The sequence below is a fragment of the Vreelandella boliviensis LC1 genome (assembly GCF_000236035.1).
GTDB classification, from domain to species: domain Bacteria; phylum Pseudomonadota; class Gammaproteobacteria; order Pseudomonadales; family Halomonadaceae; genus Vreelandella; species Vreelandella boliviensis.
Genome location: NZ_JH393257.1, coordinates 37,293 through 59,812 on the forward strand (window position 1 = coordinate 37,293; position 22,520 = coordinate 59,812).

Genomic DNA, 22,520 nt, shown 5'->3' on the forward strand with positions numbered 1-22,520 from the left:
CTCGGGGGTTCTTGCCGCCGCCGGTTTAGATTGCCGCGTCGCTGCGCTCCTCGCAATGACAGGGGGAGGTAGAGTGCCTTGCAATGACATGGGGAAGTAGAGGGCTTCTCTTCCCACCAATTTGCATTTTCTTTCCTGGCGCAAAATACTGTATATTTATACATTATTTTAAGAATCAGGATGCCGACGATGCCGGGCCAGTCAGTTCACTTTACTCCAGCCTTGCCGTTAACTTGCCAGCCGCTGCCTTATTTAACCTTTATGGGTCGCGCTGGTTTTAGCGGTTTTCCTTCGCCTGCGCAGGATTACGAGCCGTGCACGCTGGATCTCAATACACGGCTGGTTAAAAACCCTACTCAGACGTTTTATGTCACCGCTACCGGCGACAGCATGGAGGGCTGGGGGATTTTTGAGGGTGATTTGCTGGTGGTTGATCGCAGTATTGAGCCGCGCCTGGGGCATATTCTGGTCGCTATGCTGGAGGGCGAGGCGCTGATTAAACGCTATGCGCTCTATCAAGGAACACCGCATCTTTGCTCAACGCATCCGCATTACCCGCCACTACCCCTTGAAGGCAGCGACTGCCAGCTGTGGGGCGTGGTGCGCGCAGTGATACACGAGTACGTACGATGATTGGTTTGGTCGATGCCAACAACTTTTATGTCAGCTGCGAGCGGGTTTTTCAGCCCAAGCTGGAAGGTAGGCCCGTGGGGGTAATGTCGAACAACGATGGCTGCGTGATCGCCCGTTCCGCCGAGCTAAAAGCGCTGGATATCCCCATGGGAACGCCCGCTTTCAAACTGGAGGGGCTGCGCCAGCGCGGCGAGATTCACCTGCTGTCGTCTAATTATGAGCTCTATGGCGATATGTCGGCACGACTGGCCCAACTGCTGCGCGATGCCTGCCCAGAGATTGCCCCTTACTCCATAGATGAAATGTTCGTCTATTTAGACGGTTTCACCAACGACCAGTGTGAGGCACTGGGGCGGAAGCTACGTCAGCGTATTCACCGCCATTTAGGGTTGCCGGTGTGTGTTGGGCTGGCACCTACCCACACGCTCGCTAAGCTGGCCAACCATTTTGCCAAGCAAGACCCTCACTACCAAGGCGTTTGCCTGCTTAATGGGCAGGGCCACACCACAGAGGCGTTGCTCAAACGTACGCCGGTGGGCAGCGTGTGGGGGGTTGGCCGACGCCTAGCCGAGCGCCTGGCCATTGGCGGCGTTAACACTGCCTGGGATCTGCGGGAAAGCGATGAAAAACTGCTCCGCAAGCGTTTCTCGGTGGTGCTGGCACGCACGGCGCTCGAGCTGCGCGGCACGCCCTGTATGGAAATGAACGCGCTGGATCAACCGCGCCAGCGCATCATGACGTCGCGCTCATTCGGCCAGCCCACCGGCATTTTTGCAGAAGTGCATAACGCCCTGCGTCGTAACGCCCAGCGTAGTGCTGAAAAACTACGCGAACAGCAGAGCCTGGCCCGGGCGGTCATGGTATTTCTCAACACTAACCGCCACCGGCGCGACCAGAAGCAGTACTTCCCCAACGCCGTGATCGCCCTGCCCTCACCCAGCGACGATACCCGGGTGATCCTTGATGCCGTTCGCCAAGGGCTTGAGCAAATTCACCGCCCTCGCTACCAGTTTATGAAAGCCGGGGTGATGCTGCTGGATTTGGTGGACGCCGAGCAGCACCAGCTTTCGCTGCTAAATCCACCCACCCGGGATCGTCACCCGTTTTTGATGGCCACGGTGGATCAGATTAACCAGCAGATGGGGCAAGGCACCATTCGCTTTGGCATGACGGATGCGCCTGCTGCTTGGCAACTGCGCTGCGCCCACCGCTCAGACCGCTATACCACGCGCTGGGACGAGCTGATGAAAGTGGGCACTCACCCCGGCGCTGTGGCCGCCGCCGAGGCAAAGCAGCAGCAGAAAAAACAGCAGGCGTTAACCAGCACTAAGCGCGGTACGCAGCCGCGGGCTTAAGGTTTCGCCAAGCGCTGCCATGGCGACCAGAATTGCCAGCAGCCATGGCCAGTGGGCAGCAAACGAGACCTGATATACGCCCAGGGCATCGACAAAAATCACCACAATGCCGAGCGGGCTAACGTAGCGCACCATGGTCAGCCATAACGCGTAAGGTAGCGGGGCAAGCCCGAGTTCCTCGCGGAAGTTCTCGTTATTGAGTACAAACCCCGCCAGCACCACCATGCCCAGGCCACCCAGCGGCATCATCCAGCGCGATGTCAGGTAATCCAGCCAGTCGAAAAAGGTTTTACCTGCTAGTGTCCAATCCGCGCCCAGGTTAAACGACAGCATCGCCAGGGTGCTGATCAACCACAGCACAATGCCCGTGCCCCAAGCGGCTGCCTGGCGCGAAATACCTTTGTTATCGCACAGCCAGGAAACCGTGGCTTCGACCATGGAAATAGCTGAGGTCAACGCCGCCATGGAGAGCATCAGAAAGAACAGAATGCCAAACAGCGTGCCCAACGGCATTGCCTGGAAAGCCAACGGTAAGCTCATAAAGATCAGCCCTGGGCCTTCACCGGGGTCCATACCGTTGGCGAAAATGACCGGGAAGATGGCCAGCCCCGCCATTAGTGCTACCGCGGCATCCGCCACCGCCACGCTGACCGTGGTGCGGCCAATCGAGGCGCCCTTAGGCAGGTAGCTGCCGTAGGTAAGAATTGCCCCGGAGGCCAGCGAAAGCGTAAAGAAAGCATGACCAAGTGCCGCCAACAGGCCCTCGCTAGAGAGGCTGCCCGCGTTGAACGAGAACAGGAAGTCGACCGCCGCGCCAAAGCCACCGGAGAACATGCCGAAACCGATCAGCACCACCAGCATGATCACTAGCCCCGGCATCATCCAGCTAACGCTCTTTTCAATACCCTGCTGCACGCCTTTGCCCACAATCAACATGGTTAACAGCGTGACTAAGGTACTCCAGAAACCGAGATTCAGCGGGTTGGCGTTATTGGCCCCAAACACGGCGGCCATCTCGTCAACGCTGCTGCCTGACAAACCGCCGGTGAGCATTTTCCACAGATACGAAAACGACCACCCCGCCACGACCACGTAAAACGACAGGATCATAAAGCCGCAGAGCATGGCCATCCAGCCGATCAACGACCATATCGATGAACGGCCAGACTCGTTAACGACACGGCGAATCGCATCAATAGGGCTGCCACGGCCACGCCGCCCAAAAGCGATCTCGGTCATCATTACCGGTACACCCACGGCAAAGATACAGGCTAGATACACCAGTACGAAGGCACCACCGCCGAACTCTCCGGTGATATAGGGGAATTTCCAGATATTACCCAGCCCAACGGCAGAGCCGGTTGCCGCCAGCATAAACCCCCAGCGGCCTAGCCATTGGGTGCGAGGTTGCCTAGAAGAGGTCATTTGCCCATTTACCCTGTCTGAAAAAGGCGCTCATCCTAAAGGATTTCACGGGCAATGCCCACTCCGCCCCAGCCACTAGGCATACACCGAGGCTTTGGCTGCGGCATCCAAGCGCTGGGCGGTTTGGTCTACCTTGCGCAAGCAGGCCAACAACACCGCACCGAGGGTCACAAAGCCGCCCGCAAGCCAAAGCCCAACGCCGTAATGGCCAGAGGCTTCCGCTAACATACCGGTTAACGCTGGGGCGCATATCTGGGCGGCGCCGTACGCCAGGGTCATCTGCCCCATTAACCGGGCGGGGCTGGAAGGATAGAGCCTGCCCGCCATGGTGAGCACCAGGCTGACGCAGCCGAGGAAGGTGCCGCCGTAAAGCACGGCGCTTAGCAGCACAATCGCGGCATTCGCGGTAATCGCCGGCAGCACAATACCCACCACCTGAATCGCCATGGCGATAATCAGCGCCCCTAAGTAGCCCACTCGACGAGCGACTAAATCCCATAGCATGACCGCCGGGGCAGCGGCTAAACCGGCCAGGGCGAAGGTCCAGTTGCCCATTCCCGCCAGCAGCGGTTCCCGTTCAACGATGGCGACTAGGAAGGTAGCGCTGATCACATAGCCGTAACCGGCGCAAAAGTAAGCGGCGAGCATCCAGCGCATAAAGGTGCGCGTAGCTGGCATGGCGGGCTGGCTATTCGCTGCGTGCACGCCTTCAACCGGTTTCTCTGGGCGCGGCAGCCATCGCCAGGCGGGCACTAGCAGCGCGGCACCCAGCAGGCTAAATCCCCACCACTGGGTCTGCCAGCTAAACGAGAGCTGAAGCATCATCTCCACAGCCACCGCCGCGACAATCATGCCTAAGCCCACACCGGCAAAATGAATACCCAGCTCGCCACGCTGGCGATGCTGAATTAACCAGTGAAGAATCAGCCCTGACGCTAATAGCATCGAAGCACTACTGGAAAGCCCGGCCAGAAAACGCAGCCCCGCCCAGACCCAGAAGTGCTCGGTGAGCGCCATACCTGCAGTGGTAAGCACGGCAAGAATTAGCCCGCAGCGAAATAGCGTGTCTTTGATATAAATACTGTGAATAGAGGCCGCCAGCACCGCCCCCAGCATATAGCCCGCGTAGTTAAGTGCCGCCAGCCAGCCGCCATCGGCGTCACCCATCCAGGTTTGCTGCTGCATCACGGGCAGTAACGGGGTATAGGCAAAGCGGGCGACCCCGACACACAATATCTGGCTGAAAACGCCCGCCAGCAGCACTTTAAAGCGCTGAGAACTTAATGTTACTGCGGTCATTAAGCGGCTCCTTAAACACCATTACAGCTTGTTATATTTGTTAGCAAGCATACATTAGCCAACATAGTAAGGTGTTTTGAGCAGTGCGTAATGACGACCTAGGTCGGGGGTGTGGTTAAAAAGGTCTAGCTCGGATTAACCTCCATGTTTAACAACAAAAACGACAGCGTTTTGCCATGCCCATCCAAGTTGAGCGCGCCATTAACGCCGCCCTGCAGCACGTCATCGATCACGAAGTTCATGCCCGCCAAATTAGGCAAAGGGTAGCGTCGCACTCGGCTGGCACCGCGGTGGGCAAACAGCGCCAGCACCCGCTCTTCGGTTACCTGCTCCAGCAAGGTGGTGTAGTGGTCTGGGTCATAGGCAAATAACGCCAAATTCAGCCGCTCGCCCTTATCACCTGCACGGGCGTGGGCGAGTTGATGAAGGGTGACAGGAGAATGCGGGTGCACCGGCGTTTGCGTGTGTTCAGCTTGCAACATAACGTTCACTCCTCCGTTCGCCGAGGGGCGACGATTCAAACAGACTGGCATGGGCATGAACGTCGCTACGCTTGACCAAATATGAAGCCGTAAACACTCGCCGTTGAAATTGGCGCCGCACGCCACCGCCTCCCGCAGGCCCGGCACAGTAGAGCGCCAGCAGCTCTTGGGTGGCACGGGCGACCCAGCGCCGCTCGCTGTGCTCGGCCGCCAGCCGCAGCCGATAATCGCCGTTGGCAGGAGCTGAAGCGCTACGCTGCAACTCACCGCTATCGCTATCAAATACGCTGGTCAGGCCAATGATATCCAAGCGGGTACGCAGCTCAGCGGGAGCTCGAAACACCAATCGTTCACGCAGCACCTGCGCTGCAAGCTGTGCCCTTGCCAGGGCGTTGGGACCTGCATAGGAAATTTCCGCCTCGCCCTGCCAGCCACCTTCATAGCACACGGTGGTTTTTAGCCGCTCAGGCGCTGGCTTGCCGCGAATTCCCGTCACCGCCACGCGGTTGGGTGCTAACTGACGCACCTCGGCATGGGAAAGGTCCACCGTGACATCCGGGGTCAGGTAATTAGCCGGGTCATGCACTTCATAAAGCAGCTGTTCTTTCACCGTTTGCTCGGTCACACAGCCGCCGGTGTTGGCGGGTTTGGTAATAATAAGGCTGCCATCCTGCTCTACTTCAATAATCGGATAGCCCACTGTGGCAAGCCCCGGTACGTCTTTAAAACCTGGGTCAGCAAAGTAGCCGCCGCTCACCTGGGCGCCGCACTCTGCCAAATGACCCGCCATCATGCCGCAGGCCAGACGGTCCCAATCGTCCCAACGCCAGTCGAAGTGGTGCATCAGCGGCGCTAAAAACAGCGCCGGGTCGGCAACGCGCCCGGTGACCACTACATCCGCCTGCATCGCCAACGCCTCTGCCAGCGCCTTGGCACCCAGGTAGACATTGGCTGAAATCAAGGCGTCATCGCTCGGCATATCCAGCCGCTCGGCCTCCCAGCGCTGTAAGTCCAAGCTGTGTAGCTGCTGGCGGATATCATCGCCATGTACCTGAGCAATGCGCACATCCGCGCGCCCAAGCTGTGTGGCCAGCTCTGCAATTACCTGGCACGCACCACCAGGGTTAGCTGCACCGAAGTTGCCTAGAATTTTAATTCCATGGTCCAGGCAGTCGCGCAGCACAGGCGCCAGCAGCTCGTCCAACAGCGGTTCAAACCCGCTTTCGGGATCATCACGCATCGCGCGGTGAGCTGCCGCCAATGTCCGCTCGCCCAGGGTTTCAAATACTAAAGCGGAGGGCTGCTGTCGCTTGATCAATTCTGCCACCACCGCCACGGCCGCATCGGTACGGTCGCCGGAAAAGCCCGCCCCGCTGCCTAATAAAAAGCTCATAGCTGTGTCTCCTTGGCCTGAAGAGAGTGGTGGTCGCCCGAGACAGGCTTCAGCTCGTCTCTTAGCAGCGAGCGGCGGCGTATAAATAACCCAATGATCAGGGCTAGCGCTGCCAGCGTGGTCAGCCAGCCGGGCGTCAGCGCCAGCCCAATCACCGCGATCAGCGCTACGGCATCAATCAAGCGCTTACCCGTCATGGCTACCCGCGACATCAGCGCGGCAAACGCCATTACGAATACCACCCCTTGGCAGCTGGCCAAGACGATATCCAGGACAGAACCAAACCCCGCTAAGGCCGGGTAGATCAGCAACAGGAAGGGAATGACGTAAATAGCCGCCGCCAAGCGCACTGATTCAATCGCGGCAGGCAGCCAGTTGGTGTCGGCAATGCCTGAGGCCACGAACACCGCAATGCAGACGGGCGGTGTAATCACCGACAGGGTAGCGAAGTAGAAAACAAACAGGTGGGCAATCAGTGGTTCAACGCCAATGGCCGTGAGCGCTGGAGCCAGTACCGACGCCACTAGCACATACGCTGCCGTAGTGGGAATGCCCATGCCTAAAATCAGGCACACGCCGCCAACAATAAAGGCGACCAGGAACAGCGATTCCCCGCCCACCGTGACGATCAAGCTGGCTAACGTCACACCGATGCCGGTCATACCGATCATCGCCACCAGAATCTGTGCCCCGGCCAATAGCACGCCAATAATCACCATGCCTTTGCCTGCATCGACTAAGCCTGCCACCAGTTTGCCGAGGATCTCGCGCAGCGGCATTTTGGCCATCAGCGCAAAAGGCACGAACGTTAGCACGGTCATTAAGATGCCGTAGAACGCCGACATTTGAATCGAGCGGCCGCTAAGTACGCCGTAAAACAGCCCGCCTAATGCGGCCAGAATGGGAATGATTCGTTCAGGGCGTATCACATCTGACCAGCTTGGCAGCTCATCATCGGGTACTACCTGCAGTTGGCGGCGCTTGGCGACCAAGTGAATGGTGACAAACACCCCCAGGTAGAAAAGGATCGCGGGCAGCAAAGCCGCTAAGGCGATACGCAGGTAACTTTCGCCTAGAATCTCCGCCATGATAAACGCCGCAGCACCCAGGATTGGCGGTGCAATTTGGCCACCGGTCGAGGCCACGGCCTCAACTCCAGCCGCGAACGGGCGCGGGTAGTTCAAGCGCTTCATCATGGGAATGGTGAAATTGCCCGTGGTGGCGACATTAGCCACCGCGCTACCGCTGACCATGCCAAACAGCCCGGAGGCCACCGTGGCCACTTTGGCAGCACCGCCCGGCGAGCGGCCGCTAATACGCAGCGCCAAATCCATAAAGGTATTGCCGCCTCCGGTATGTAGCAGCAAACAGCCGAACAGTACGAAGGCGGCAATGGTCGTCGCGGCGACACCCACCAGCATGCCCCACACGCCTAAATCGCCGAGGTAGATGGTTTCGGTCATGTAGTAAAGATCAAACCCACGGTGGCCAAGCGGTCCAGGGATTACCGCCCCAAACAGCGCATAAGCCAAACCCACTAACACTAACAGTGGAAAGATCACGCCGATGGCGCGGCGTGACAGCTCTAGAATCGCCACCAGCAGTACGCCGGTCAGCAGCATATCCCGAGGTGTCGCCCAGGGGAGTTCGACCAGAATTTGTTCGTAGTTCAGCGCCACATAGCCACAGGCAACTACCACACCCACTGCCAGTACCGCATCAATAGCAATGCCCAGCGGCCGCCAGCGCTTGCCTGCGCCTAATGGATAAACGGCAAGCCCTAGCAGGATGACCAGCGCGAGAAAGATACTCCGCTGAATCAAGCTTTCGAATGGCCCAGTGGCGGAGGTATAAAGGATTAGCCCACCCAGCAGGAGCGCCAAGCCTTTGGTCACTGTCTCGCGCATGATCATCTTCTCCAATGGGCCTTACTGGACTGGCTGCAAGGCATCGGGGATGTCGTACCCCTGCTCTTCGAAATAGCGCGCAGCGCCGGCATGAAGTGGCACGGTGCCAACCTCCAGGGTCATCTTCGCCATATCCGCATCCTGCATGGCAGCGAAGGCGTTAACCTGCGGCTCGGGGTTTTCCATCACGGCTTTGACGATTTGATAGGCTGTCTCGTCATCCATATCTGGATGGGCGTGCACGGCCACACCAAAGGCCCAAGTGGTGTAAGCAGGAATACCCTCTGCGGCCCCTTCGGGCACATCGACAATCGCTACGTCGGGCATTTCGCTGCGCAGTGTGTCGGCCTGCTCTTGGTCAAGCGACAGCACACTTATCGGTGTGAAAGTGGCGATGTCCATGGAGGAGCCATCCAGGCGTTCTCCGACCCCCGATTTTACCGACCCCATCACTCGGCCATCCTTCATGGCGTCGACCATATCGGTCGTTGAACCGCGCACGTAATCAGGTTCGATACCTAACGCGCGCATTACCGCTTCGGTGGTTTTCTCGGTGGCTGACCCGGTAATCCCTGGATTGAAGCGAACACCGTCTAAGTCAGCGAACGTTTCCACCTCCGCATCCTGGCGCATCACGGCATTCTGCGGTGCCACGGTGTAGACCCATAGCAGGCGGTTATCGACGGGGCGGCCTTCAAAATCTTCCTCGCCAGCGTAGGCGTGATAACCGGTGTTAGTGGTAACCAAGCCCATATCGATTTGGTTGCGGCCTAACCGGCGCAGGTTATCAACCGTAGCACCGGTTTCTGCAACGGAGGAGCTCACCCCTTCGACTTGGTTATTAATGATTTGGTTAACCGCAACAAAGTAACTGTAGTGGCTGGAGGAACTGGAGGTGGAACCAATCAGCAGGCGCTCATCGGCATGGGAAGTGGCAGCAGCCAGCACCGCGGCGCTTGCCACCATGGCGGTAAGTAGCGTTTTCATTGTGTCTCCGAAGCTCGCTAAGCGAGCTATTGTTATTGTAGAGCGGTTTTTTATCTAAAACGGTGATCGCGACGCTGATTGCATGCGATAAAACAAGCATGGTCTGCCGGATTAATTTTGTATATTGAATAGTTTTTAATTTATGTTTTACTTTCTAAATGAATCCAAGCATCCAGCAGTTGCGTGTTTTTGTTGCCGTCGCCCACTCGCGCAGCCTTGCAGAGGCCAGCGAGCGCGTGCACCTTTCCCAACCGGCAATCTCGATTGCCCTGCGTAAACTCGAGGAGAACGTCGGTGGTGCACTGTTTGCCCGCACCACGCGCCAGCTCGCGTTAACGCCGGAAGGCGAAGCTTTTCTGCCCGTTGCCGTGCGGCTCTTGAATGATTGGAATGAAGCCTTTGAAGATCTTAACGACCAGTTTTCCAAACAGCGCGGAAAAGTAACCGTGGCCGCCCTGCCCACTCTCGCGGCAGGATTATTCCCCCATGTCATTAAGCTTTTTCATGAGGCCTACCCACGTATTAACCTTAGCCTGCACGATGTGTTGGCTGAGCAGATCAATCAAATGGTGCGCGAAGGCCGCGCCGACCTGGGGCTTTCAGTGCCGCCAAGCGACGCTGACGATCTAACGTTTGAGCCCGTACTCGAAGACAGCTATGTGGTCGTTTGCCCCTGTGGGCACTCGTTGCTGGCGCAATCAGCCGTCGCTTGGAGCCAACTCGCGGCTTATCCGTTTATCGGTATCAATCGCCTTTCCAGCTCGCGCCAGGATATTGACCGTATTATGCAAAGCGTAGGAGAACGACTGGATATCTTATGCGACGCGCGCCAGATCGCCACGGTGGGCCGCATGGTAGCCGCAGGCTTGGGTATCAGCGTGCTGCCCTCGCTCAGTTTTCGCCAAATTGCTACCGATGGCATCGAACACCGCCCGCTGGTCGAGCCAACGATTCGCCGTGAACTGGGCATTGTATTGAGCCGACGTCATCCTCCGTCCGCCGCCACCAGCGCCCTGCGCGAGCTAATTCATTGCCACGAATAAGCGGCTTTCTCTACACAACCAGCGGGAATCTGGCAGACTAGAGGTGATTAACATCCACCTAAAGCGAGTGAGCAACAACGATGAGCGATAGTGCAAAACCCTGGACGCAACCCATGCCCGACGCGCAGTTCAAACTGATGCGCGATATTCTAGCCGCCCCCAGCCCCGTAGGCCTGGAAGCCGCCATGACCTACGGCGTGCTGAAGCCACATTTTGAATCTTTTGCCCCTAAAGGCTGGCACCTTCACCAGTTCAAGGGCAACGCAGGCGTTGTGCTGGACACCCACCCCGACCGCGACGATATGTTCAAGGTCATGATCATCGGCCATGCGGACAAAATCCGCATGCAGGTGCGCTCAATTGGTGAAGACGGCAAGATTTGGATCAACACCGATTCGTTCCTGCCTACCGTACTGATTGGCCATGAAGTGAAGCTGTTTAGCGAAGACCCCGACGCCCCCGGCAGCTATCGCTGCATTGAAGGCGGCACGGTAGAAGCACTGGGCGCGATTCACTTTTCTGACCCTGCCCAGCGCGATGGCAGCAAAGGCCTGAAAAAAGAGCAGATCTACCTGGATCTACAGATCCACGGTGAGAATAAAAAGCAACAGGTGCTGAACTTGGGTGTACGCCCTGGTGATTCGATTATTTTCGACCGCCCTATCCGCCCTGGCTTTAGCCCCAATACGTTCTACGGCGCTTACCTGGATAACGGGTTAGGCTGCTTTGTGGCCGCCGAAGTGGCGCGCTTGATCGCCGAAGCAGGTGGCACGAAAAACGTACGCGTGCTGTTTGCGATTGCCAGCTACGAAGAGATTGGCCGTTTCGGCAGCCGCGTGATGGCGGGTGAAATGAAACCAGATGCGCTGATTGGCGTTGATGTGAACCACGACTATGTAGCCGCCCCCGGTATCGGCGACAAGCGCATGCAGCCGTTAGAAATGGGCAAAGGCTTCACCATGGCGGTAGGCTCGATTGCCAGCGAGCAGCTCAACCGGATTATCGCTACCGCCGCTAAAGAGCAGGACATTCCGCTGCAGCGCGATATTGTCGGCGTGGATACAGGTACCGATGGTATGGCGGGCGTATTGGCGTCTATCGACAGTGCCGCTACCTCAATCGGTTTCCCCATCCGCAATATGCACACTATCTCAGAAACGGGCCATACCCAGGATGTGCTGGCGGCTATTCACGCCCTCACCCATACCCTGCAAGCCTTGGATGCCATACCAGACCTACAGCGTGAATTCCTGGATAACCACCCACGCTTAGACCAAGCGAGTCCGCTCACTCACCAAGGCAGCGACAAGCCGGACAGTGAGGGTGATGACAGTAAAGATGAGAATACAGAAAGTGACCAAAGCGCTGTGAGCACCCAAAGTAGAGCAAGTAACCAAAGCAAGAAAAACAAGAAAAAAGCTAAAAAATAAAACAAGCGTATAAAAAAGAAGCCCCGGCCATTCCCTGGCCGGGGCTTTATCAAATCTGCCTTGATTCGTCCTCACAAACATCCTGTTTGTGCTTCCATGAGTGTAAGCCTTCCTAGCTTATCTTCCCTGTTGCCACTTCCGTGTGGTGTATGCTCACAGTGAACCCTAAAGCAGTCTATTTATCTAACCTATGTTATTAAAACGGAAAAAATTTATCTTTTTTTCACAAGCCCGGGGGGCCCCATTTAAAGCACGTTTTTTATTTTTTTCCATATGGCACATATGCCCAGCAGGGCTATACTTCTAAGAGTATCGGCAACGATACTACTCTACACGGACGTTACCACGCCTGAACCATCATCTAACCTAATGGTAGGAGGTCAGCGTGCGCGACATTATAATTAGCAATAAAGTCAACGGATTGGATGTCATCTGTCGTCATTGCGGCAACTCAGAGTCACCCATAAATCCGTTCTTGAACCGCTTCCGTTTAGAAGGCACCGGCAAAAACAGCACCACCTTACGCTGCCTAAACTGTCAAACAGCGGTTGAAATACCCTTGAATGAATTAAGCTCGCTTTATTATCACTATGCCTGTTAAACGAATAGCTTGTTAAAAGACGGCTTGTTATAAAACCACGGGCAATCTGGTAGCACCGTTGCCCTATTATTAACACAAGCAATGCATAGCTATTAAAAAAGCTATTAAAAAACAGTTAGTAAAAACAGTTAGTAAAAACAGCTAATAAAAAAAAGCTAATAAAAACGTCATAAGAGCTTAATTAATATGTTATTTATTCTGGGGTAAAAAAAACCCGGCCATTCCTTGGCCGGGTTTTCATCAGGTCGACCCTGATTTTGCTCCACAAACATCCTGTTTGTGCATCCTTGTGCTACACAAGCAGTCCTTGCTTGCTCTTCCTTGTCGCGAGCTCCCTTCGCTATACGTATACAGTGCGCTTTATACCAGGGGGTTTATCTAACCTATGATATGTAGCGGCAAATAAATTATTTTATAACGGCTTTTTGATTCCTTTATTCAGGAACAAAACACTCGGCCTAACGGTGGCACCCCAAGCATGGCTACCAACAGGAAGGCCAGCATAACCGTACCCCTGGAATAATACGCTTTCAGCGTTATTTCTTCAGCCACGCCATCAGCGTTTCAGCCGTTAGTGCTGAGGAAGGCGGGTTTTGCCCGGTGATCAGCTGGCCGTCTTCCCGCACGTAAGGGGTAAAATCGTCCGCTTTGCTATAAATCCCGCCGCACTTTTGTAAGGCATCTTCAACGAGATGCGGCACGATATTGGTCAAGCCAACGGCTTCTTCTTCGCCGTTGGTAAAGCCCGTTACCTGGCGACCTTTAACAAGCGGATCGCCAGCGCTGTCTTTAGCATTCACTAACACGATCGGCGCGTGACAAACCGTGGCAACCGGCTTGCCTTGGGCGATAAAGGTTTCGATCAGGCGAATAGAGTCCGCATCGTCGACGAGATCCCATAGTGGACCATGGCCACCGGGGTAAAACACCGCATCAAAGTCATCGGCGTTCATGTCGCTCAAGCGATGGGTAGCGGCAAGCTCAGCATTGGCATGCTCATCCTGCTTGAAGCGGCGCGTTTCATCGGTTTGGCTATCCTCTGCATCGCTTTTAGGATCCAGCGGCGGCTGCCCTCCCTTGGGCGATGCCAAGGTTACTTCAGCACCCGCGTCTTTAAAGACATAATAAGGGGCGGCCAGCTCTTCGAGCCAAAAACCGGTCTTGTTACCGGTATCGCCCAACTGATCGTGAGACGTCAGTACCACTAAAATACGCTTGCTCATAACTCTCTCCATACGGTGAAAAATGAGGCACTTAAAATGCGTTACGGTTAGTTAGTGGGGGTCTGGATGGCGGAATACAAGGAGAAACGATAAGTGAGCATTGAAGCGCGGGATTTTTACCGCAGCGGGCCTGACCATCGCCAGGGTCTAGCAAGCAGTTTTGCATTGATTCGGCGCCAGTTTGATTTCCGCTCGATTGAGATTGGCCGCTGGGTCACCAGTGCCGAGCGTGACCGGGCCGCTGAGCTTTTCCACGATGCACTGTGCGATCTTATGTTGATACTACAGGGGCCAGAGGCGTTGATTTCGCTGCGCGGCTCAATAGCGCTTCAGTACGGCAGCGGTGGCCGACCGGGTGTTTCTGCCCACTACGACCCCAGCCAACGCAGCTTTGCGCTGGCCAAAAATGCGGGCCCCGGCAGCATCGCCCATGAGTGGTTTCACGCTTTCGACCACTACATCGCCACGAAATGCTTTCGCGGTACGCCCCACGGCATGTTCGCCTCCACCGCGTGGCTAGCCGATGCGACACCCATCCCCCACCCCCTTAATCAATTATTGATGGACTGCTTCAAGGCTATTCTGCTGCAGCCAACAGGCAATCAGCCTAGCGAGCTGTTTAAGCACTCGGTGCAAATGGATAAAAAGCTCGGTCAACTCTACTACAGCAAACCCGAAGAGCTCTGCGCCCGCGCCTTTGAGGCCTTTGTTCAAGATGCAGCCATCACCAACCACTTCTTAGTCAAAGGCACCAAAGCCTCCCCTGAAGCGGAGATGGGACTTTACCCGCAAGGGAAGCAACGGGAGCGGGTTAATGCAGCGTTTGGCGACTATTTTGGAAGATTGGGTAAGGCGTTGGGGGCGTGAAAATTAGCAGCTTGGAATTGTTAAAATGCAATGACATAACACTTGGGAGCGGGTCTACACTTTCAATTCCAACACAGGAGATTCAACATGGCTCAACAAGAGTGTGCGTGCCCCAAGTGTAAATGCACGGTCGACAGCAAAGCCGTTGAGAAAGATGGCAAACTCTATTGCTGCGAGTCTTGCGCCAACGGTCATGCCGATGGCTCCAGCGACTGCGGCCACAACTGTCAGTGTGGTAAATAAGCCCGCTACTCAGCGTTTTCTGTTATTTTAGTGACGCTCGACAGCTGTTGATTTCAAACCTAGCTGCCGGTCGTTCTGGCAGGTATTTTCCTGCCATCATGGAAAGGTTGCTCAGTTTTCGCTTACGTGTGAAATAGCGTAATCGCGACTAAGCTGTAGCAACGCTCACTACTCAAAGGAAGAGAAAATGTCTACTACTACTATCGTCGTTATCGTTGTTGTTATCGTTGCCGTACTTGGCGTTGGTTTCAGTGGCGTGCTGCCTTTTTAGAATAGCGCCAATAATCGTAGGTACCTGGGCCGTAGCCCATTTTTTCAGGCACAAAAAAGCCCACTGATTTAATCAGCGGGCTTTTTTAAATTCTGTGGCGGAGGGGGAGGGATTCGAACCCTCGAAGCCTTGCGGCTTACACACTTTCCAGGCGTGCTCCTTCGACCACTCGGACACCCCTCCGCGTTTTGGCGCTGTTGAAAGGCTGAACCTTTCGCGACAGAACGGCGCATATACTATTGGCTAAGCCTCGAAATAGCAAGCCTTTTCAGGCCGATCACCCATTCGGTTAGCGTGACGGCAACACTGCATAACTGCCGTTGGCTTCCAGGCAGAGTTTCTCACCACAATAGAGCTGCTGGATTAACGCTATACGCCCTTTACCGCGCTCTGCGAGCTTGTTGGCAAGCTGGGCGGGGCCTTCTGGCAGAGCTGGCGTGCATACCAAGCGGTAGTCACTCGTTACCGGCGCAAGAAAACGCTGGCTGGCCTCGGCAACCACGACATCCCGCGCAATGCCCCGCTCGCGCAGCCATAGCGTTAGCCAGCACCAGCCTTGCAGCGTAGTCTGCGCCGTGAGCGCACCGCCAAACCCTGTGCCCTTATCATTAAGGTTAGGCGATAACGCCAACTGCCAGGTTAGCGAATCGTCCTGGCGTGACACTTCGTTAATGCCTAGCGCGCTCACCATGGGTATGGCTTCACTCAGCCACTGCTGAAAAGCGGCCAGGTCTTCCGGCTGGCCTTCTGGCAGCGGCAAACGCGGATGGGGTATGCCTGGCTGACGGGGCAGGTTCATGGCGTCTCTCACCACAGGCTAGTCCCAACGCTCCACAAAGTCAGCAACGTTATGCTGCGCTACCGGTTTGTGGCGACCACCTAAGGTACCCAGGTAGATAAACGCGACGACTTCGTCATCTTCATCCAGGCTCAGCCCTTTGCGAACCACGGGGTCGAAAGCATACTTACCGCTGCGCCACATAGCACCTAGGCCTAGCGCGTGGGCGGCGAGTAGAATGCCGTGGGCGGCGCACCCAGCAGAGATCACCTGCTCCATTTTGGGAACCTTGTCGAGTTCGGGCGTGACCTTGGCGATCACGGCGATAATCATCGGCGCTCGCAGCGGTTTTTTGCGCGCTGAGTTGAGCGTTTCGTCGTCGGCGCTGGGATCCTCCTGAAACTCCGCCTCAGCAAATAGCTCGCCTAGCCGCTCACGCCCCTCCCCACTGAACTCGATAAAGCGCCAGGGACGCAGCTCCTTATGGTCGGGCGCACGTAGCGCGGCCTGATAAATGGCGCTGAGTTGTTCGCCACTGGGCGCTGGTTCCATCAGCTTGCCCATTGAGCTACGTTCGTGAAGCAGCGTGAGTGCGTCCATTAATGACTCCAAATCCAATCGTGTGAGGCTACTGTAGCACCTTCATTTATAGCACCAGCATTTATAGCATCGTCATTTATAACGCTGCCGTTTACTGCCTTGCCAGGCGCAGCGGGGTGGGTGGCGTTAACCCAGGCGTTGCGCGCCAGGGGCTGATATCCAACCCGCCGCGGCGCACATAGCGCGCCAGCACCAACAGTTGTGTAGGCTTTGCCTGGGTCATTATGTCGGTAAAGATATGCTCAACGCAGTGTTCGTGAAAATCCTGGTGCTGACGAAAACCAATCAGGTAGCGCAACAGACCTTCGCGGTCGATTTTGGGCCCTTTATAACGAATAAGCACGCTGCCCCAGTCCGGCTGGCCGGTAACGGGGCAGTTAGATTTTAATAGATGGGAATAGAGCGTCTCTTCTACGACCACTTCCCCCACCGTGAGATGGGCCTCACTAGGTGTGTAATCGCTTACTGCGATATCTAAATCGTCCAGGCATTCGCCTGGCAGAAGCTGTGGTGCAAGCTCTGGGGCATCCACATCAAACAATTCGACACTCACCTCTGCCCCTGCCGCAACAGAGAGGTCATTGGCGAGCGTTTGCATTACTTCCTCACGACTATAGAAACGGGTTTGGTTGAAGCTATTGAGATAGAGTTTCCAGGATTTGGACTCAATCAGGTTGGGTGAGGCTGCCGGCAAGCGAAAGCGTGCAACAGCGACAATAGGCTTACCGCGACTGTTCAGCCATGAGACTTCAAAGGCGTGCCACTCGTCTTCACCTACGAATGGCAAAGCGCCCTCTTCAATCCCCAGCGGCACTCGGTTGGCCGCACGGGGGATGGGATAGAGAAGCCCCGCGTCATACTGCTCAGGGTAGGCGGATTCGCGCCCTAATGGCGCGTGTTCTAAGGTATCGGGGCGGTGTGCCATTGCTTGCTGCTCTCTACTTAATGCCGTCATGGGTTAACTACGTATGCCTTTACCGCGCTCCAGCATCATCAGTGCCGCTAGAAATAGCACGATGATGAAAGCAAAAATTGCGGCAAGCGCCCAAACCACGGGGATATCCGAGACGCCCAGAAAGCCGTAGCGGAAGACGTTAACCATATACAAAATCGGATTGAGCATGGAAACGCCCTGCCAGAAGTCGGGCAGCATCGAGATTGAGTAAAACACCCCACCCAGGTAGGTCAGCGGCGTGAGGATAAAGGTCGGCACAATGGAAATATCGTCAAACTTATTGGCCAGCAAGGCGTTGATAAAACCGCCGATAGAAAATAGTGCCGAGGTAAGCACAACGACCAATACCGTGAGCAGCGGGTGTTCCATTGTTAAGCGGGTAAAGAACAGCGAAACGACAGTCACAATCAGCCCCACACCCAGCCCACGCGCCATACCGCCAAAAACAAAGCCGGATAGAATCACCCAGTTGGGCATGGGCGATACCATCATCTCTTCAATTGAGCGCTGGAACTTATTGGAGAAGAAACTCGACGCCACGTTGGAGTAGCTGTTGGTAATGACTGACATCATGATCAGCCCAGGGACGATAAAGTCCATGTAGCTGAAACCGCCCATATCGCCAATCCGCGAACCGATCAAGTTGCCGAAGATAATGAAGTACATCGCCATGGTGATCGACGGCGGCAGCAGCGTTTGCGGCCAGATCCGGGTAAACCGTTTGATCTCTTTTAACACCAGCGTCCACAGGGCGATCAACGTTTGCGTGGCGTTCATGCCTGGTTCTCCCTATGTTCAGCTGGCGATCTATCAGTAGAAGGGATATTAACGCGCTGATCAATCGCGCCTGGACCACTAGCTTCCACCATCGACACGAACATCTCCTCTAAGCGGTTGGCACGATTACGCATGGAAACTACTTGGATGCCCTGCTCGCTCAACGCATTAAAGACATCGTTCAAGCGCTGGCCGCGATGAACCAGCAGTGAAAGCTGGGTAGGTTCCAACTGATGCAGCTCAAACCCTTCGATCTGGGGTACTTCTGCAACTGGTTCAGCCAAGTCAATCAGGAAGGTCTCGGTATCAAGCTCAGCCAGCAGCTCCCGCACGCTGGTATTACGCACAATCTCGCCATTATTGATAATCGCCACATTGCGGCACAGGCTCTCGGCCTCTTCCAGGTAGTGGGTGGTGAGGATGATGGTGGTGCCTTCATCTTGGTTAATCCGCCGCATGTATTCCCACATGCTGCGCCGCAGTTCGATATCCACCCCGGCGGTTGGCTCATCCAGAATCAGTAGTCTGGGGCGATGCATCAGCGCCCGAGCGATCATCAGGCGGCGTTTCATACCGCCGGAGAGCATGCGCGCACTGCCGTTGCGTTTTTCCCATAGGCCCAGATCAGTCAGCAGCTGTTTGGCGCGGGGCAAGGCCTCGCGACTGGTCATACCGTAATAGCCCGCCTGAGCCAGCACGATGTCGAGCACCTTCTCAAACTGATTGAAGTTGAACTCTTGCGGCACCACGCCCAACTGGTATTTAGCCTTGGCGAAGTCTTTATCGACATCAATGCCAAATATGGAGACCTTGCCCGCTGTCTTTTGCACCAGTGAGCAGACCACGCCTAAGGTGGTGGATTTACCAGCGCCATTGGGACCCAACAAAGCAAAAAAATCGCCCTGCTGGACGTCGAGATCAATACCTTTGAGCGCCTGAAAGCCGTTGCCATACACTTTGGTAAGGCCACGGATCGACAATGCCGGTTCGGCCATGAAACTGTCCTGTCAGCAAATGATGAGCACGAGAAAACGCGCTAGAAAAAAAGGATATCGGGGCAATCATACGTTTTTCAAGCCACCCCACTGTTGCATTTAGCCTGCTATTAGCTAGCGCGCTATCGATTCAAGCACATCTGTACATTTCATGACACTTCGCCACGCTTTTGAGGCAGAACGCCATTAACTAATACTTTAGTATTAGCGCCGTGCTATGTAGGGAGTCGGTATAACCACCGCTTGGCATACAAGGGAATCAAGAAAACACATAAGAGAGCTATCACATAATGAGCGCCACCGTTACTCACCACCTCAAGGCCTTAACCAGTTTACCGCCAGTCGCTTCACCTAAAGCTAAGAAGAGCTTAGCCGCGCTACCCCTACGTCGGCAGCGGCTTCTTGGGGTTGTTGTACTCTGGATGATCCTTGCCATCATGATTGTCGTTAATGCTTGGCAAAGTCGTGCCTTGCTGTATACCGAACGCGAGCAACGCATGGTCACCGCCGTAGATATCGCGGTTTCGACCATGGAACACTTTGACATGCTGGCTCAGCAGGGCGATATAACGCTGGATGAAGCTAAAACCCTCGCTTTTGAAACCATTCGGGATGTACGTTTCGGTGAAGAAGATAATTATCTATTTGCGTTTAGTGGCGACCTAAAAATACTTGCCCATCCTAAACGGGAACGGGGAGAAGATCTGTCCCAGGTCACTGACCCTGAAGGCACGCGTATTTTCCAAGCCATTCTAGATAACACACGCGGTACGGGAAGCGGCTTCACCGAGTATTACTCAAACTTTGCCAGAGGAAACGATGCGCAACCGTTGGTACGTACCTATGCTGAAGCTTACAGGCCTTGGGATGCATACATTGCCAGCGGTGTTTTTATGGGGGATGTTAACAGCGCGATCATGGGTCAACTTATCGAAAGCGTGGTCGTGGGCATACTCGCTGGCGTGCTAGTCACCCTCGCCTTCTGGAGCATGATCTCGCTCATTCTACGCCGTCTTGGCGGCGAGCCTAGCTACGCCGCAAGCGTTGTTGGCCGCATTGCTCAAGGCGATTTATCTACCACAGTAGTGCTCGGCCAGAACGACACCAGCAGCTTATTGCACGATATACAGGCGATGCGTGACAAGCTGCGCGAGACCATGCAGGAGATACAGGCCACCAGCAGCGCCGTTGATCATGATGCAGGCGAGATCGCTTCCGGCAACCAAGAACTCTCTTCACGCACCGAGCAACAGGCTGCAGCACTTCAACAAACGTCTTCCAGCATGGAAGAGGTCACCGCCACAGTGCGCCAAAATGCCGACAGCGTAGAACAAGCCAAAGAGCTGGTACGCAATGCCGGCGAAACATCCCAAGCAGGCCAACAGGCGATTGGGGAAGCGGTCACTTCTATGCAGGCTATAAACGCAGAGGCCGCTAAAATCACCGAGATCGTTACTCTGATCGATGGCATTGCGTTTCAAACAAATATTTTGGCACTCAATGCTTCCGTGGAAGCCGCTCGAGCGGGCGAACATGGACGAGGCTTTGCCGTCGTCGCTGGCGAAGTTCGCCAGTTGGCGAATCGTTCAGCCAACGCCGCTCAAGAGATCAAAACGCTGATCGACACATCGAACACGCAGGTAAGCAATGGCGCTACGCTGGTCGGTACGGCGAGAGAGCGAATGCAAAATATTGATCAACAGATCCAGCAGGTTAATGATTTGTTTACCGATATTACCGCGGCCACCCACGAACAGACGCGAGGCATTGAACAGATCAACGTAGCCATTGCACAGCTCGATCAGTCCACCCAGGATAATGCCTCGTTAGTCCAGCAAACGGCAACATCCGCCTATGACCTAACCAAGCGCTCACAGTCGCTAAACGATGTCGTCAGCCATTTCACCCTAACCCACTAACCCTTCAGAAACGCTTTTCTGCGCTCAAGCCTGTTGGCTTGAGCGTATTGGGTGTAGCAACTATTTAAGCGCACGAAAAAGATCGCACAAAAACAGGCGATTATTAAAAACGCTAATAGCTTGAATACAAAGAGAATGACGGCAGAAAGGATAATGAAGGAGTACGACTGTTTACATGGAGCGGGAAAGGAGATTCGAACTCCCGACCCTCGCCTTGGCAAGGCGATACTTTTCCACACCATCAAAACTGGAGCGGGAAAGGAGATTCGAACTCCCGACCCTCGCCTTGGCAAGGCGATACTTTTCCACACCATCAAAACTGGAGCGGGAAAGGAGATTCGAACTCCCGACCCTCGCCTTGGCAAGGCGATACTTTTCCACACCATCAAAACTGGAGCGGGAAAGGAGATTCGAACTCCCGACCCTCGCCTTGGCAAGGCGATACTTTTCCACACCATCAAAACTGGAGCGGGAAAGGAGATTCGAACTCCCGACCCTCGCCTTGGCAAGGCGATACTTTTCCACACCATCAAAACTGGAGCGGGAAAGGAGATTCGAACTCCCGACCCTCGCCTTGGCAAGGCGATACTTTTCCACACCATCAAAACTGGAGCGGGAAAGGAGATTCGAACTCCCGACCCTCGCCTTGGCAAGGCGATACTTTTCCACACCATCAAAACTGGAGCGGGAAAGGAGATTCGAACTCCCGACCCTCGCCTTGGCAAGGCGATACTTTTCCACACCATCAAAACTGGAGCGGGAAAGGAGATTCGAACTCCCGACCCTCGCCTTGGCAAGGCGATACTTTTCCACACCATCAAAACTGGAGCGGGAAAGGAGATTCGAACTCCCGACCCTCGCCTTGGCAAGGCGATACTTTTCCACACCATCAAAACTGGAGCGGGAAAGGAGATTCGAACTCCCGACCCTCGCCTTGGCAAGGCGATGCTCTACCACTGAGCTATTCCCGCAACGCAAATAAAACGACGTATAACGCTAGATGGCGTCCCATAGGGGGTTCGAACCCCTGTTACCGCCGTGAAAGGGCGGTGTCCTAGACCACTAGACGAATGGGACTATATATCGAAACTGGAGCGGGAAAGGAGATCGACTGGGCTGGCACACCAGCTCCCGACCCTCGCCTTGGCAAGGCGATACTTTTCCACACCATCAAAACTGGAGCGGGAAAGGAGATTCGAACTCCCGACCCTCGCCTTGGCAAGGCGATGCTCTACCACTGAGCTATTCCCGCAACGAGAACACTTACTTAGCTTTTTACCTAAGATTTTACCTAACGTACCGGAAGTGGCGTCCCATAGGGGGTTCGAACCCCTGTT

General features: G+C 55.2%; 20 protein-coding genes and 4 tRNA genes. 7 read left to right on the forward strand and 17 right to left on the reverse strand.

Translation table 11 applies throughout. The annotated features are described in order from the left end of the window. Positions 1 to 189: 189 nt before the first annotated feature. The gene (locus KUC_RS00145) at positions 190 to 633 is read left to right on the forward strand and encodes a LexA family protein (RefSeq protein ID WP_040479024.1); all 444 of its coding nucleotides are present in this window, start codon (positions 190 to 192) and stop codon (positions 631 to 633) included. Continuing rightward, on the forward strand, positions 630 to 1,988 hold the full coding sequence (locus tag KUC_RS00150; RefSeq protein ID WP_007111025.1) for a Y-family DNA polymerase: 1,359 nt from the start codon (positions 630 to 632) through the stop codon (positions 1,986 to 1,988). Before KUC_RS00145 ends, KUC_RS00150 begins: the two co-directional genes overlap by 4 nt. Here KUC_RS00150 and KUC_RS00155 read toward each other — a convergent pair. The 6 genes from KUC_RS00155 to KUC_RS00180 form a co-directional block, all read right to left on the reverse strand. Further along, entirely contained in the window at positions 1,950 to 3,413 is a 1,464-nt protein-coding gene (locus KUC_RS00155; protein ID WP_040479027.1) for a sodium-dependent transporter, read from the reverse strand. The genes KUC_RS00150 and KUC_RS00155 overlap by 39 nt on opposite strands. Before the next feature lie 75 nt (positions 3,414 to 3,488). Next, the gene (locus KUC_RS00160) at positions 3,489 to 4,712 is read right to left on the reverse strand and encodes a YbfB/YjiJ family MFS transporter (RefSeq protein WP_007111027.1); all 1,224 of its coding nucleotides are present in this window, start codon (positions 4,710 to 4,712) and stop codon (positions 3,489 to 3,491) included. Between the two features lie 125 nt (positions 4,713 to 4,837). Further along, positions 4,838 to 5,194, reverse strand: a complete 357-nt coding sequence (locus tag KUC_RS00165) for an AtuA-related protein (protein ID WP_007111028.1) — start codon at positions 5,192 to 5,194, stop codon at positions 4,838 to 4,840. Beyond that, a complete protein-coding gene (locus KUC_RS00170; RefSeq protein WP_007111029.1) occupies positions 5,181 to 6,587 on the reverse strand; it encodes an acyclic terpene utilization AtuA family protein in 1,407 nt (468 codons plus the stop codon). The genes KUC_RS00165 and KUC_RS00170 overlap by 14 nt, the downstream gene beginning before the upstream one ends. Next, positions 6,584 to 8,494 (reverse strand): TRAP transporter permease, encoded by a 1,911-nt coding sequence (locus KUC_RS00175; protein ID WP_244264714.1) that lies wholly within the window; start codon positions 8,492 to 8,494, stop codon positions 6,584 to 6,586. Before KUC_RS00175 ends, KUC_RS00170 begins: the two co-directional genes overlap by 4 nt. Before the next feature lie 21 nt (positions 8,495 to 8,515). Then, positions 8,516 to 9,481 carry a TAXI family TRAP transporter solute-binding subunit gene (locus KUC_RS00180; RefSeq protein ID WP_007111031.1) on the reverse strand — a complete coding sequence of 322 codons (966 nt, stop codon included), beginning with the start codon at positions 9,479 to 9,481 and terminating at the stop codon, positions 8,516 to 8,518. 158 nt (positions 9,482 to 9,639) lie between these two features. Between KUC_RS00180 and KUC_RS00185 the strand changes: the two genes are divergently transcribed. Then, positions 9,640 to 10,524 (forward strand): LysR family transcriptional regulator, encoded by an 885-nt coding sequence (locus KUC_RS00185; protein WP_007111032.1) that lies wholly within the window; start codon positions 9,640 to 9,642, stop codon positions 10,522 to 10,524. A gap of 80 nt (positions 10,525 to 10,604) precedes the next feature. Further along, positions 10,605 to 11,954 carry a M20/M25/M40 family metallo-hydrolase gene (locus KUC_RS00190; RefSeq protein ID WP_007111033.1) on the forward strand — a complete coding sequence of 450 codons (1,350 nt, stop codon included), beginning with the start codon at positions 10,605 to 10,607 and terminating at the stop codon, positions 11,952 to 11,954. A 1,137-nt stretch (positions 11,955 to 13,091) separates the two neighbouring features. On the opposite strand, the gene KUC_RS00200 is transcribed toward KUC_RS00190, so the two are convergent. Then, complete coding sequence (locus KUC_RS00200) at positions 13,092 to 13,778, reverse strand: type 1 glutamine amidotransferase domain-containing protein (RefSeq protein WP_007111035.1); 687 nt, start codon at positions 13,776 to 13,778, stop codon at positions 13,092 to 13,094. 93 nt (positions 13,779 to 13,871) lie between these two features. Between KUC_RS00200 and KUC_RS00205 the strand changes: the two genes are divergently transcribed. Then, a complete protein-coding gene (locus KUC_RS00205; RefSeq protein ID WP_007111036.1) occupies positions 13,872 to 14,645 on the forward strand; it encodes a CLCA_X family protein in 774 nt (257 codons plus the stop codon). An 87-nt stretch (positions 14,646 to 14,732) separates the two neighbouring features. Beyond that, positions 14,733 to 14,888 (forward strand): metallothionein, encoded by a 156-nt coding sequence (locus KUC_RS19175; RefSeq protein ID WP_083825728.1) that lies wholly within the window; start codon positions 14,733 to 14,735, stop codon positions 14,886 to 14,888. A gap of 366 nt (positions 14,889 to 15,254) precedes the next feature. Here KUC_RS19175 and KUC_RS00210 read toward each other — a convergent pair. The 6 genes from KUC_RS00210 to KUC_RS00235 form a co-directional block, all read right to left on the reverse strand. Then, positions 15,255 to 15,342, reverse strand: a tRNA-Ser gene (locus KUC_RS00210). A 106-nt stretch (positions 15,343 to 15,448) separates the two neighbouring features. Next, complete coding sequence (locus KUC_RS00215; protein ID WP_040479035.1) at positions 15,449 to 15,958, reverse strand: YiiD C-terminal domain-containing protein; 510 nt, start codon at positions 15,956 to 15,958, stop codon at positions 15,449 to 15,451. Between the two features lie 18 nt (positions 15,959 to 15,976). Further along, positions 15,977 to 16,537, reverse strand: a complete 561-nt coding sequence (locus tag KUC_RS00220; protein ID WP_040479037.1) for a nitroreductase family protein — start codon at positions 16,535 to 16,537, stop codon at positions 15,977 to 15,979. 91 nt (positions 16,538 to 16,628) lie between these two features. Further along, positions 16,629 to 17,462: an NADPH-dependent 7-cyano-7-deazaguanine reductase QueF gene (queF, locus tag KUC_RS00225; protein WP_040479040.1), complete on the reverse strand. Its 834-nt coding sequence runs from the start codon at positions 17,460 to 17,462 to the stop codon at positions 16,629 to 16,631. A gap of 33 nt (positions 17,463 to 17,495) precedes the next feature. Then, on the reverse strand, positions 17,496 to 18,269 hold the full coding sequence (locus KUC_RS00230) for an ABC transporter permease (protein ID WP_007111041.1): 774 nt from the start codon (positions 18,267 to 18,269) through the stop codon (positions 17,496 to 17,498). After that, on the reverse strand, positions 18,266 to 19,264 hold the full coding sequence (locus tag KUC_RS00235) for an ABC transporter ATP-binding protein (protein ID WP_007111042.1): 999 nt from the start codon (positions 19,262 to 19,264) through the stop codon (positions 18,266 to 18,268). The genes KUC_RS00230 and KUC_RS00235 overlap by 4 nt, the downstream gene beginning before the upstream one ends. 290 nt (positions 19,265 to 19,554) lie before the next feature. Here KUC_RS00235 and KUC_RS00240 point away from each other — a divergent pair, with 290 nt between their 5' ends. Then, positions 19,555 to 21,183 carry a methyl-accepting chemotaxis protein gene (locus KUC_RS00240; protein ID WP_007111043.1) on the forward strand — a complete coding sequence of 543 codons (1,629 nt, stop codon included), beginning with the start codon at positions 19,555 to 19,557 and terminating at the stop codon, positions 21,181 to 21,183. Positions 21,184 to 21,354: 171 nt separating this feature from the next. Here the strand turns inward: KUC_RS00240 and KUC_RS19530 are convergent, their stop codons facing one another. From KUC_RS19530 to KUC_RS00265, 4 genes are all read right to left on the reverse strand, one after another. After that, a complete protein-coding gene (locus KUC_RS19530) occupies positions 21,355 to 22,068 on the reverse strand; it encodes a hypothetical protein (RefSeq protein ID WP_154649791.1) in 714 nt (237 codons plus the stop codon). 11 nt (positions 22,069 to 22,079) lie between these two features. Further along, positions 22,080 to 22,154: transfer RNA gene (locus KUC_RS00255), tRNA-Gly, on the reverse strand. A 30-nt stretch (positions 22,155 to 22,184) separates the two neighbouring features. Next, positions 22,185 to 22,260 (reverse strand) — tRNA-Glu (locus KUC_RS00260). Between the two features lie 100 nt (positions 22,261 to 22,360). Beyond that, positions 22,361 to 22,435: transfer RNA gene (locus KUC_RS00265), tRNA-Gly, on the reverse strand. Positions 22,436 to 22,520 lie beyond the last annotated feature (85 nt).